This is a genomic window from Chryseobacterium sp. AC405b (assembly GCF_979258685.1).
The window spans coordinates 2,752,290-2,764,733 of the sequence record NZ_OZ409877.1; the positions used below are offsets into that span (position 1 = coordinate 2,752,290).

General features: G+C 33.1%; 13 protein-coding genes and 1 pseudogene. 4 read left to right on the plus strand and 10 right to left on the minus strand.

The window, feature by feature from the left end:
• Position 1 precedes the first annotated feature (1 nt).
• The 4 genes and pseudogenes from ACZZZA_RS13155 to ACZZZA_RS13170 form a co-directional block, all read right to left on the minus strand.
• A pseudogene (locus tag ACZZZA_RS13155) lies at positions 2 to 453 on the minus strand (MarR family winged helix-turn-helix transcriptional regulator).
• Positions 454 to 619: 166 nt separating this feature from the next.
• Positions 620 to 1,543 (minus strand): ABC transporter ATP-binding protein, encoded by a 924-nt coding sequence (locus ACZZZA_RS13160; protein WP_463432448.1) that lies wholly within the window; start codon positions 1,541 to 1,543, stop codon positions 620 to 622.
• Between the two features lie 148 nt (positions 1,544 to 1,691).
• On the minus strand, positions 1,692 to 2,663 hold the full coding sequence (locus tag ACZZZA_RS13165) for a FecCD family ABC transporter permease (RefSeq protein ID WP_463432450.1): 972 nt from the start codon (positions 2,661 to 2,663) through the stop codon (positions 1,692 to 1,694).
• A 23-nt stretch (positions 2,664 to 2,686) separates the two neighbouring features.
• The gene (locus tag ACZZZA_RS13170) at positions 2,687 to 3,247 is read right to left on the minus strand and encodes a TlpA family protein disulfide reductase (protein ID WP_463432452.1); all 561 of its coding nucleotides are present in this window, start codon (positions 3,245 to 3,247) and stop codon (positions 2,687 to 2,689) included.
• Positions 3,248 to 3,368: 121 nt separating this feature from the next.
• Between ACZZZA_RS13170 and ACZZZA_RS13175 the strand changes: the two genes are divergently transcribed.
• Entirely contained in the window at positions 3,369 to 4,493 is a 1,125-nt protein-coding gene (locus ACZZZA_RS13175) for a flavin reductase family protein (protein WP_463432454.1), read from the plus strand.
• Positions 4,490 to 5,107 carry a SanA/YdcF family protein gene (locus ACZZZA_RS13180; protein WP_463432456.1) on the plus strand — a complete coding sequence of 206 codons (618 nt, stop codon included), beginning with the start codon at positions 4,490 to 4,492 and terminating at the stop codon, positions 5,105 to 5,107. Before ACZZZA_RS13175 ends, ACZZZA_RS13180 begins: the two co-directional genes overlap by 4 nt.
• Here the strand turns inward: ACZZZA_RS13180 and tamL are convergent.
• Complete coding sequence (gene tamL / locus ACZZZA_RS13185; RefSeq protein ID WP_463432458.1) at positions 5,104 to 7,701, minus strand: translocation and assembly module lipoprotein TamL; 2,598 nt, start codon at positions 7,699 to 7,701, stop codon at positions 5,104 to 5,106. The genes ACZZZA_RS13180 and tamL overlap by 4 nt on opposite strands.
• On the opposite strand from tamL, the gene ACZZZA_RS13190 reads away from it, so the two are divergent.
• Entirely contained in the window at positions 7,687 to 8,418 is a 732-nt protein-coding gene (locus tag ACZZZA_RS13190; protein WP_463432460.1) for a TrmH family RNA methyltransferase, read from the plus strand. The genes tamL and ACZZZA_RS13190 overlap by 15 nt on opposite strands.
• 70 nt (positions 8,419 to 8,488) lie before the next feature.
• Here ACZZZA_RS13190 and ACZZZA_RS13195 read toward each other — a convergent pair whose 3' ends face one another.
• The 5 genes from ACZZZA_RS13195 to porQ all read right to left on the minus strand — a co-directional run bounded on the left by ACZZZA_RS13195 (position 8,489) and on the right by porQ (position 11,557).
• Complete coding sequence (locus tag ACZZZA_RS13195; protein WP_463432462.1) at positions 8,489 to 8,986, minus strand: phosphoribosyl-ATP pyrophosphatase; 498 nt, start codon at positions 8,984 to 8,986, stop codon at positions 8,489 to 8,491.
• A 2-nt stretch (positions 8,987 to 8,988) separates the two neighbouring features.
• Complete coding sequence (locus tag ACZZZA_RS13200) at positions 8,989 to 9,297, minus strand: phage holin family protein (protein WP_463432464.1); 309 nt, start codon at positions 9,295 to 9,297, stop codon at positions 8,989 to 8,991.
• 77 nt (positions 9,298 to 9,374) lie between these two features.
• Positions 9,375 to 9,725, minus strand: coding sequence for a YtxH domain-containing protein (locus ACZZZA_RS13205; protein WP_463432465.1), 351 nt, complete (start codon positions 9,723 to 9,725; stop codon positions 9,375 to 9,377).
• Positions 9,726 to 9,811: 86 nt separating this feature from the next.
• Positions 9,812 to 10,483: a (d)CMP kinase gene (cmk, locus tag ACZZZA_RS13210; protein WP_463432467.1), complete on the minus strand. Its 672-nt coding sequence runs from the start codon at positions 10,481 to 10,483 to the stop codon at positions 9,812 to 9,814.
• Between the two features lie 81 nt (positions 10,484 to 10,564).
• Positions 10,565 to 11,557, minus strand: coding sequence for a type IX secretion system protein PorQ (gene porQ / locus ACZZZA_RS13215; protein ID WP_463432469.1), 993 nt, complete (start codon positions 11,555 to 11,557; stop codon positions 10,565 to 10,567).
• Between the two features lie 165 nt (positions 11,558 to 11,722).
• Between porQ and pyrH the strand changes: the two genes are divergently transcribed.
• Positions 11,723 to 12,430 carry a UMP kinase gene (gene pyrH, locus ACZZZA_RS13220; protein ID WP_463432471.1) on the plus strand — a complete coding sequence of 236 codons (708 nt, stop codon included), beginning with the start codon at positions 11,723 to 11,725 and terminating at the stop codon, positions 12,428 to 12,430.
• Positions 12,431 to 12,444: the final 14 nt, after the last annotated feature.

Below are 12,444 nucleotides of genomic sequence, written 5' to 3' on the forward strand. Positions count from 1 at the left end.
TTTATTTTCTATTATTAATATCTGTTGCAATTTTCATAATTTCTGTCATCACTTCTTTGAACATCTCCAGTTTTTCGGGAGCAATTTTTTCCATCACCTTTTTGTTGAAATTGACCACGACTTCTTTAGACATATTTCGGGAACTTAATCCTTTATCTGTAAGTTTAATAATGACTTCTCTTTTGTCAGTAGTGGTTTTTTCTTTATAGATATATCCGTTGTCTTCGAGTAGTTTGATAATTCTTGTAAGTGAAGTGGGCTCGATTGCCATTTTTCGGTACCTAAATTGGTACTTCTGGTACCTTCTTTCGGATCAATTTTCAATAATGTTAATGCCTGTACAGCAGTAGAATCGTGTTCTTGAGCAAGCTCTGTGTACATTTTAGAAACAGCCAACCAAGTCTGTTTTAAAATGAGATCAACATTTTCTGTTTTTTCTTTATTATTATCCATCATATTTTTTGCTAATCGGTTTTATCAAATTTAGTAAATATTATGCATGCATAGTATTTATTAACATTAAAATTTGTTAACAATATGATTTACAGATAATTAAAATGTATGACAAGCATAATACTATGCATGCATAGTATGTAGATATTTTAATGAAAAATGAGAATTAATGAATGTTTGAGATTAATTTAAGTATATTTTCAAAAGATTCGCATTGGTATACTTTGCCATTATAAGAAATCTCCCAGAATGTTCCATCAAATTTAAAATTTAAGTTTGAGAGATCTTTTTCAAAATTTTTCTGAAGTAATGAGTATAGCATTTCTTTTTGTACTTCAGGTGCTGAAATCTTTGGTGCTGCAAAACCTTCATTCACCTGAAAAAGTGAAACATTGGTGAGTTCATCATGTTGTAGTAAAACATCTTCAACCAAACCGGAAAACAGTTTTTGATCTTTAATGTACCAGATTTTATCCGCAAATTCTTTTGCCAATCGCCAATCGTGAGAAGAAAACAAAATTAATTTATTTTGTTCTTTTGCTAATTTTCTCAGTGTTTTAAGAATAATTAATTTATTTTTCTCATCCAAATGAGTCGTGGGCTCGTCAAGAATAATGATGGCAGAATTCTGTGTTAAAGCTCTTCCGATGAATGCTTTCTGAAGATTTCCATCCGACAGATTTTGGAGTAACGTGTTTTTATATTGTGTTAAATCTAGCTCATCAATAATATCAGCAACTTCTTTTCTGTCTTCATTTTTCAGTTCAAAGTAATAGGGATAATAAATATATTTTCCTAAAGAAATCAAATCTTCAACCGTATAATTCTGCGGAATCACAGCCTTTGAAAAAACCACTGCAATATTTTCAGCAATTTCTTTAACAGATAAATCTTTTATATTTTTACTATCAATTAAAATTTCTCCTTGCAATAGAGGATTTTGATGAAGTATTGATTTAATTAAAGTTGTTTTTCCTACACCATTATTACCAATGAGCAGGCATACATCTCCTAATTTCAAAGTAGCTTCTACATTTGAAATTAAAGATTTATCATAACCGATGTTGGCCAGGTTAATTTGCAGGTGCATTGTTTATCTTTTAAACATTATGTTTGTCATGCTGAAAGCATCTCTACAAAGTTAGTTTAGATTCCTACCGGAATGACAATAATAACGTATTATTTTAATTTTAACTTCTTTAAAAATTATTAATTCATTCATGGGTTTTATTATTATTTTAAACTTTATTCTGTCTCAAAAGCATCATCAAAATTACAGGAATTCCAAAGACGGAACTGATTACATTCAATGGAATTTGAGATTTTTCTGCGGCAATAGAAAATAGTAACATGATAAGCATTCCTAAAAACATATTCAGAATCCACTGTTGCCATAATTTTGCGGGATTGTAAATGAGTCTGCAGAAGTGCGGAACAATAATTCCGATAAATAAAATAGGTCCTAAAAATGCTGTTATTGAAGCCGAAAGCAATGATGAAGTAGCAATAATTAATAACTTCAGATTCTTTGAGTTAACTCCCAAACTCTTCGCATATGAAGTTCCCAGAGAATTTCCAATTAATGGCTTAATAGTTTTAAAACAGATCACTAAACCCGTTAAAACCAGAATAGACAGCACAATAATCTGACTTCTAGACACCATATTATTGGCTCCAAAAGACCATAATATATAATTTTTCAGACTTTGATTTTCTGCATAAAACTGCAATAAAGAAACGATTGCTCCTGCAAATGCTGAAACCAAAAATCCAAAAATAATTAAATACGATTTATCCTGAAATTTATTGGATAACGACAGCAAAACGAGCATCAAAAGTAAACTTCCTATAATTGCAGATAAACTCAAAAAACTATTCTGCAAAAATTCGGGAAGCAAAATGCTGTGTGAAAAGAAAATGTAAAATGCAACAGATAAACTCGCAATCGAAGTGATTCCTAAGATATCCGGTCCGGCAAGTGGGTTCTGAAAATACTCCTGCATCAGAAATCCGGAAGTAGGAATTGAAATTCCCGCCAAAAGCATGACCAAAACTCGATTAACACGAATCTCAGCAATCTGCCCGTTTTCAGAAGTCAGAAAAAAATCCTGAAAATTTAAATGTAAAAATCCTGTGTTCAGATTCATAACCGCTGTAAATACAATTGCGATGATAAATATTAAACACAGGATTTTAAATTTTTTAGACATGATGAAGATAATTCCAAATAGAATTATTTGATAAATGAATTTATTTTTGAATTGAGTAATTCTGAGGTCATCATTCCTAAATATTCATCAGTTTTATCTCCTTTTCTCATGTAAGTAAAAGGAATTGCACCGCCATCCCAATTTTTAAAATTATTCTTAAAAAAAGTCTCGTCTAACAAACCGCCATCCAAGAGAATTGTATTATTTCTGATGCCTTGTTTATCAACAAATTTAGGAATCTCAGTATTCCAGACCTCTTTCGTATCTAAACTTATAAAAGTGATTTTTACAGGCTGATCTTTTAATTCTGCAATTTTATCTTTGAAATGCGGAATTTCTCTTACACACGGTCCACACCAGGTTGCAAAGAAATTGGTTACATACAGAGTATCATTTTTAGTCTGTAAAAAATCTGTTGTCTGTTTAGGATTAAAAGTTTTCAAAGTAATAGCTGCAGGTAGGGACTCCGGAGTTACATTTGAAATCGAATCGTTGACAACTGTATTTTCTTCCGTTTTTTCGGCTTCTTTTTTACAGCTGAAAAGAGTAGCAGCTAAAAGGGTTGATAAAAATATTTTTTTCATAGATAAATCTTCTTTTATTACAGTGAAATATACGATTGCTGATTCTTACCGGTTTTATAATTAATAAAATTACATCAGCAGCAAATTCATAATTATTTTTTATTTATTTTTGAATTGAAGTATGGAACAACAAATCTATAAAGGTAAACTGATGCAGTTTCACCGCCTAAAAATAGTTAAAAAGGAAGACCTGACCAAAAATAGTTTTTCGCTGGAGCTCGAAGTTCCTGAGAATCTGAAAGAGAAATTTAAGTTTGAGGCAGGGCAGTTTGTAAGTGTCAAATTCATTTCCAATTGTGATGAAGTGATCAATGATTATTCGATGACATCGGCTCCGTACGAGGAAAAAATTGCTTTAGGTATAAAAATAAATTCATTGAATGGCGCCACTTCACAATTGTATGAAAATTATCAAATTGGTGATGAATTGCTTATCAGTGAACCCAGCGGAAGATTTACATTGGTTTCCAAACCGAGTGAATTCCGTACCATCATTGGTTTTGCTGCCGGAATTGGGATTACCCCTATAATCAGTCATTTTAAAAATATTCTTTACAACGAGCCCCGCACAAGATTGTTCTTATTTTTTGGAAATAAAAATTCTGAAGAGATCATTTATCGTGAACTTCTTGACAAACTTGCGCAAGAACATCATCATAGGTTGCAAATTTTCTATTTTTATTCTCAGGAAAAAACTGCAGATCATTTTTTCTATGGAAGATTAGACGCAAAAAAATTGAATTTAATTATCAATCAAATCCTCCATTTAGATGACACAGACGAAGAATCTACGATTTGGGATGCCGTAGACGAGGTTTTAATTTGCGGAAAAGGAGAAATGATCAAAACGCTTGCAAATGCATGTTATCATCATGGAATTCCGAAAAAGAATATACATTTTGAATTGTTTGAAGAGTTCAATGATGATATTTATCCTGTAGAACAAGAATTTGCGTTGATTGAAAATGTACAGGTAGATTTTAAAATGCTGGGGAATAATTATCAAACGGTATTATCAGATAATCGTGAGAAGATTCTTCAGCAACTTTTAACACAAAAATTTTCCGTTCCTTATTCATGCAAATCAGGAATCTGTGGAAGCTGTGAATGTACTTTGGAAGAAGGAGAAGTGGAGCTGTTAGAAAATGAATATCTTACCGAAAAAGAAGAAGCGCAAGGCAAAATTCTTGCCTGTATGTCGATCGCAAAAACTAAGAAAATAAAGCTTAACTTTGATTTCAGTTGAGAATTATCCGAAACATATTTAAGCTTATTATTTCATCAATAGAACTGGTTTTTCTATTGATCTGCCTTTCTAATGTCTGGGTTTTTGGTTTGACAAATGGAAGAACGTACAATAAAATTTCAAAAATTCCGCCAAGAGAAATAGCTTTGGTTTTAGGAACTTCGCCGAGGATGAGATCAGGTGTTTCCAACCCTTACTTTACAAAAAGGATGGATGCTACAGCACTTCTTTACCATCATGGGAAGATTAAAAAAATCATTGTAAGCGGTGAAAAAAGCAAAGGTTACGATGAACCGGCTGCGATGAAAAATTATCTGGTGTATCAGGAAGGTGTGCCTGAAGATATAATCATTGAAGATCCTAAAGGTTTCAATACCTACAAAAGTATTTTGCGCTGCAAAGACGTTTATAAAATGAAAAATGTGATTATCGTTTCACAGGGTTTTCACAATCTTCGAGCGTTATTTTTTGCAAGAAATAATAATATGAATGCTTTAGGATTTGATGCTCAGGATGTCAATAAACCACAGAGTTTCTACAGAAATCAATCCAGAGAAATACTTGCCAGAGTGATTGCTGTAGTTTATTTTTTGCTGGGGATTTCTCCTGATTAAAAAGGATATCCGAACGCAATATTTAACGTAGGTTTTAGAGGTTGAAACTGGCTGAATCTCCATTTTTCTCCATCAGGTTTATTAGGATCATAAAGTTTATATGCCAAATCTACTCTCAACGTGATATAAGCGACATTTACTCTCAACCCAAAACCACTTCCCACACCCATTTCACGAATGAATCTGTTAAATTTAAACTGATCTCCAAAACCATTGTTTTCAGTATTCCAGACATTCCCAACATCCGTAAATATTGCGCCTTCATACATATCATTAAAAGGAATTCTATATTCTAAATTGGTTGTGAGCTTCACATTTCCCATCAAATAAGTTCTCACTCTTTCATCCACCTGAGAACCTCCGGGACCCAAACCTCCAAATGCAACCCAAGCACGAATATCATTAGATCCGCCATTAAAATATGATCTTACAAATGGCATTGAAGAAGAATTGCCGTATGGAATTCCTAAACCGATAAATTGACGGAGAACTAACGTCTGATTTCCATTGAATTTAAAATATTTTCTTACATCAAAATCAAATTTCACAAACTGCGCATAAGGAATTCCGAAAATTGTACGTTCAGGGTTTCTCAAGACACCTCCGTCATCTTCTCTTTTCTGATTAAATAAACTCGGAATATTACCCGCAACTTCCATTTTACCGTTAAAATAAAATGCATTGGGATAATCTTTTTTTCCGATTTCGTTATAGATAAAATTATAAATGAAAGATGAGATGATTACATCCTGCGTCTGTCTGTCTTTATTGATAAGTGTTCCCAAAAATGCAACCAATCGATCAGCTCTGTCTTTATCAAGTGTTCCCACATAACTTGCATCTTGTATAATCTGCTCAGAAACTTGATCTCTCGTCAATGCTCCGGAATTAAACTGTTGCTGTACCTGCGGATTAAAACTAAAATAATCTGCAAATATTTCTTTACGAATATTATCATCGTTGATAAAGAAATCATAGTAACTGTCTTTATTTTTAGTTAAACTGAAGAGGGTATTAAACAATGTTAATCTATGTGATGACTGATCATTGACGTTGGCAAAGTAATTTAATCCTGTATTAAAATTAACTCTTCCCAAACCGATATTATTCTGAATAGATGTACCCAATACAATTGAAGATGTTGGTGTATATCTTTTAGGAATCAGTTTGTAATAATTAAAAGGCAGCAATAAACGCGGGAAACTCAAAGATGCCTGAGCAGAAATTTCGTAGGCCAAAATTCTTCTATCCAGATTTTTAGGATTTCGGATGGAACCAAATGTTCCGGAAAGACTTGTTGAAAGGTTTTCTGCACCTCTGAAAACGTTCCTGGTAGTGAGATCAACAGATGGAGAAATTCCCAGATTCAGCAATTGAGAATAGTTAATATCTGTACCCACTTTCAGCTCATATTTTGGGAGAGGTTTTAATAGGTACAACACATCGATGATACTGTCATTAGGTTTTATTGCACCTCCTTGTCTTAAAGAATCTTTTGCTTTCAGAATGCTGAAATTGTTCATTGCAATAAAGTTTCTTTTTGTTAAATCGAGTTTATTCTGATCATAAACAGATTTATTATCAATTATTATGGCTCTCCAGATAGAATTGGTTTTGTAATCGTCGTTCATCTTATGAAACCTAACTCTTCTTAGACTGTCTTTAACTGTTTTTCTGCCAAAATCACGCGGCTCATCTACAATTGCAACATCAATATTTCCTATAGTGGCCACTTTATAAGGAGAATCTGCAGAATCTTTGTGAATTTCAAGAGTCAGCGGAATTTTTTTTCTATTCTTTAAAGAATCTGCAACAAAATAAACTTCGTCATTGGCATTATTGAATTTATAGTAGCCATTTCTTCGCATGAGGTCGTTTATTCTGGTTACCTCTTTTTCAAGAACTGTTTGATCCAGAACTTTTCCAGACTTTACAAGAGTTTCATTGATGTTTTGCTGATATATACTTTTAATTCCGGCATCAGGAATATTGTAATAATATTCTTTGATGTTTGTAGGGCTGTTATGAGTAATAAAATAGGTAACTGCAGCTTTCTTTGCAGTGGAATCTAGATCATGCTTAAACTTCACTTCAGAATCCCAGAAACCTCTGTAAGTCATTCTTTTTTCAATAGATTGTGCACTTTTCTCTGTTCTTGTCTGATCCAGAATTACAGGAGGGGTTCCCCAATTATGAAGAATTCTGTCCCACAATAAACTTTTCCCAACGCTCTCCGGCATATTGTATTTTACAAATAGTGAATCCCTAAGTTTCTGATTTCTCATTTCACTCGGGTAGGTCATGTACTCGCTAAAGATCGTGTCATATTTCGGATCTGCTGCATTGTGAAACCATAGACTGAGTGGCATGAAAAGAAATTGTTTTTTATTGGGCTTCTGCTGAACATAATTCTTGAGCTCATCATCAAAAAATTCTTTCTTATCTTCAAAATTAAAATTGTTTTTGGTGAGTAAAAATTCACCTTCCGGTACTTTCTTGGTTGTACTGCAAGCATAGAGTACAACCACAACAGTTGCAAATGATAGAATTTTATAATATTTTTGAGGAGAATTCTTAAAATGCTTACAGCTCATACAATAAAAGTTTTACAATCTTTAGATAAAAAGAAGTTCAGGCAAAAATACAATTTGTTTTTGGTTGAAGGGAATAAAATCATTTCCGAACTTCCCAATTCTAAGTTTAAAATTAAAGAAATATTTTCTACGAATCCTGAAAATTTAGGTTTAAGGGAAACAAACGTTCATCAAATCACTGAGAATGAACTTAAAAAAATAAGTTTTTTACAACATCCTAAAGATTCTGTTGCAGTTTGCGTTCTGAGTGAACAACAAAAATATGATGATCAGAATATTCAATTGGTTTTAGATGGAATTCAGGATCCCGGAAATTTGGGAACAATTATTCGTTTGGCAGACTGGTTCGGGATTGAGCAGATTATTTGCAGTGATGATACGGTAGATTTTTACAATCCAAAAGTAATACAGGCAAGTATGGGTTCTTTCACAAGAGTGAATATTGCTTATTGCAATTTGTTTGAGTATTTATCTGAAACAGAAAATACAAATGTAGGAACAGATATGGATGGAGAAAATATCTATTCATTTGAAAAACCTAAAAAACTCAATTTAATTTTAGGAAACGAAGGAAACGGAATGCGTGAAACGACAGAAAAATTGCTTCAAAATAAAATTTCAATCCCGAGATTCGGAAAAATCAAATCTACAGAAAGCCTGAATGTCTCTATGGCAGCAGGAATCATTTTAGGACAACTTTTCAATGTGGGAGAGTGATAGAGTTTTAGAGTAGGAAAGTTTAAAGTTACTTTTAAAAACTAAATTCCAATTCTAAAACTCTACAAACTTATATAAGTTGCTCCATGCTGGATACACTTTTTGTTTTCTGATAGGCCTCTAATTTTGTCCTTACAAATTTTAAAGCCATTGGAGCTACATAAATTAGTACGGCTCCTAAAATTTTCTTTTTCCAGTTTGAGCTAGTCATGTTTTTCTTTGCATAATTCGCAACAAATGCCGTGATCGCAATTTTTACAACAGTATCAATAGCATCTCCTTTAAAGGCGCTGCCTGCAATTCCAATTGCTGTATTTCTGCTAAAAAACAAATCTTTTACTTCTGAAGTCAGTTGTTTTGCAATAACATCTTTTCTGATAACCGTAGTTTCTTCGCCGTCTTCATCTATTTTCTCTTTTAAATATTGATCGGTCAGTCCGTTGGTAAAAGCACTTAAACTTTCTTTTGTATTTTTAAATGTCAATAAGCCTTCCAGATCCTGAACTTCATTTTGCAAAAGTTTTTTCTTTCTCCTCAGTTCTTCCAAACTGCTGTAATTTCTGCTCATATTTAGTGATTTAAAAATTCTATTACTTTGTTTGCGATAACATTTACAATGCTCTTTTTAAAGGTAATAACTAAAATTGTAACCAGCAAATAAAATGCTGCCACGATTAAAAAGCCATACGAAGTATTATTGAGAGCCTTACCGATAAGAAATGCAACTCCAAAATTAAAAAGGATTATGAAAAAAGTAAAAGCTACTAATAATACAACCAGATAAGCAATAATTCCTGCCGAAAGTGAAGATTTTTCTGTCGCCTGAAGTTTTAACAGATCTATCCTCTTTGATGCGTATTCTTTTAAAGTTTCTATCATTGTTTATATTTAAAAGTTACAAAAAAAGGAACTTTAATTTGGTCAAAGTTCCTTTTATTATTTAAATTAAGGTCTATTTATCTCTTAAGATCGTTCAAACCAGTTTCTACATCTTTTACAATGTCTGTAGTTTTAGAAACTATCTGATCTTTATATTTATCGTAACCATCTTTTACAGTATGGGCTACGTTACTTGCTGTTTCTTTGAAAGTAGAAGAGATATTTCCATACTGATCTTTTACTTTTTCAGAAACTTCTCCGTATTTGTTTTTAGCTTCCTCTTTTAAGTCGTTAGCTTTTGTTTTAATCTTTTTTCTTGTTTCTTTACCTTCTTCAGGAGCATATAACATTCCTAAGATTACTCCGGCTGCAGCGCCTGCTAAAAGTCCTGCTAAAATACCTGCTGTATTGTTCTCTTTTCTAGACATTTTTTGTTTTTTAATAGTTAATAAATATTTATATCTTAAAGGTTACAATTTATGTACCAAATGGTAATTTTGTCCTATAAATATTATTAATTTTTTATATGTGACAATATGCTTTCTATAGTCTCCTTCTTAGTGAGAAGGGTATTATCAATCACAATTGCATCTTCGGCACGTTTTAATGGTGCAATCTCGCGCTCACTGTCAATTTTGTCTCTTACGATAAGGTTTTCCTTTACTTTTTGTTCATCAGTATCTATTCCCAAGCTTAGTAATTCCTGATATCTTCTCCTGGTTCTTTCTTCAATACTCGCTGTCAGGAAAAATTTAAAATCTGCGTTTGGCAGTACAATTGTGCCAATATCTCTGCCATCCATGATGATGCCTCCTTTTTCTGCCAAATTGCGTTGGGATTCAAGTAAAAAATCTCTTACCTCTTTTTGTTTGGCGATAAAACTTACATTGTTTGAAACTTCGTTGGAACGGATTTCTTTTGAAATGTTGATATGGTTTAGAAAAAGAACCAATTCACCATCGTCATTTATAAATTCAAGGTCGATTGAAGGAAAAGAATTAAAAAGCTGCTCTAAATTGATTGTTTGATCTTCATTCAGACAGTTTTGCAAAGCAAACCAGGTTATACCACGATAAAGTGCTCCTGTATCAAGATGCACGATTCCCAATATATCTGCAATAATTTTTGAGATAGAACTTTTTCCTGTAGATGAGAATCCATCAATCGCTATCACTGGTTTTTTCATGCTACAAATTTCAAAAATTTTTCCGAAAATCCAAGAAAATCTAAAGATTTAATCTTAAAATTTTAAGTTTTATGTATGAAATTATTCTCCTTGGCGACCGCTTAGATCTACAGATATACCGATTTGATTCACATTTGAAGAATTATGATACCTTACATGTGCATAATCGATACGGAATCTTGAAACTTTAAGTCCGAAACCTGCTGAAAGCCCGGAGAAATTTCTTTGATCTGCTACAGCTAATTCATTTCCGCGTCTTACATTATACCCCAATCTGAAGTTGAAACTTTTTTCAGGAAAAAGCTCTGCACCTAAAGAAAAGTGATCGGCGATTTTTCTGCCAACGTTTACTTCCTGTCCGTTTACATTTAATTCTGAAGAAATATCAAATTCCTGCAGATCATGAGCTGTTATGGTAATCGCTAAAGGAAAAGCTTTTAAAATCTTGGTATATCCTAAATCTATTCTGAAAGGAAGATTTTCTCTTTCACCATTGAACGATTTAAACTGATATCCGAAATTTCTTAAAACTACAGCAACAACTTCTTTACTTTGTTTTGGATGATAAGTAACGCCTAAGGTTCCTGCCACCGCAGAAGAAGTGTAGGTGTCAATTTTTGAAGTGATAAAATTCAATCCTCCACCGATCGTCCAGTCTTCTTCAAACTGGTAAGCATATCCACCACCGATTGCAACATCTGAAGCGGAAAATTCTCCCATTTCAAAACCACTGTCATCCGTTCTCGGGATGTTTCCGTAGCTCATGTAACGTGCATTTACGGTTACCATGTGACCATTATCAAGATCTTTTGCAAAAGCTATGGTTCCATATTTTGAATCTGCAAGATATGCTGTTGCGTTCACAGAAAGTTGTTTGTCAGATTCCTTATTCAACAAAGACGGATTGGCAATAGCAAACGAAACGTCATGATCTCTCATTGTAATTGCGTCGCCCCCTAAAGCAGCCTGTCTTGCAGAAACCGGAATGTTCAGAAACGGATATACGTTTGTTCCAGTTTGTGCAAATGAAACAATTCCCGAAAGAAATAGTGAAAAAATTAGAACTTTCTTCAAATCAGTAATTAATTAATGCAAAAATAATCCTTTTTCGTACTTATCAAAATATTTACTTCATTATTTACTATTAAATATTTTTCTTTTTTCAATATTTTTAATGATTATATTTGCAAAGTTAATTTCTGAGGAAATTAATTCTCAAAAACTATTATAAATTTAAAGATGAAATATAAAAGAATCCTTCTAAAACTGAGTGGTGAGGCATTGATGGGGAACAGACAGTACGGTATCGATCCTGAAAGACTGATGGAGTATGCTGAAGAAATTAAAAAGGTAGTAGACTTAGGTTGCGAAATTGCTATCGTCATTGGAGGAGGAAATATTTTCCGTGGTGTTGCCGGAGCTGCGGCAGGAATGGACAGAGTGCAGGGAGATTATATGGGAATGCTTGCAACTGTAATCAACGGGATGGCATTACAAGGCGCTTTGGAAGATGCAGGAATCAAAACAAGACTGCAATCTGCTATAGAAATGAATAAAGTAGCCGAACCTTTCATCAAAAGAAGAGCGGTGAGACATCTTGAAAAAGGTAGAGTAGTGATCTTCGGGGCAGGAACCGGTAATCCTTATTTCACAACAGATACTGCAGCAACTTTGAGAGCTATCGAAATTGGAGCTGACGTTATTTTAAAAGGAACAAGAGTAGACGGAATCTACGACAGCGATCCTGAGAAAAATGAAAATGCAGTAAAATACAATTCATTATCTTTCGATGAAGTTTTTGAGAAAAATCTTAAAGTGATGGATATGACTGCTTTTACTCTAAGCCACGAAAATAAATTGCCAATCATCGTTTTTGACATGAACAAAGATGGTAATCTGGTGAAAATTGTAGAAGGAGAATCTGTAGGAACTTTAGTAAATATCTAGAAAGTAAAAAGATA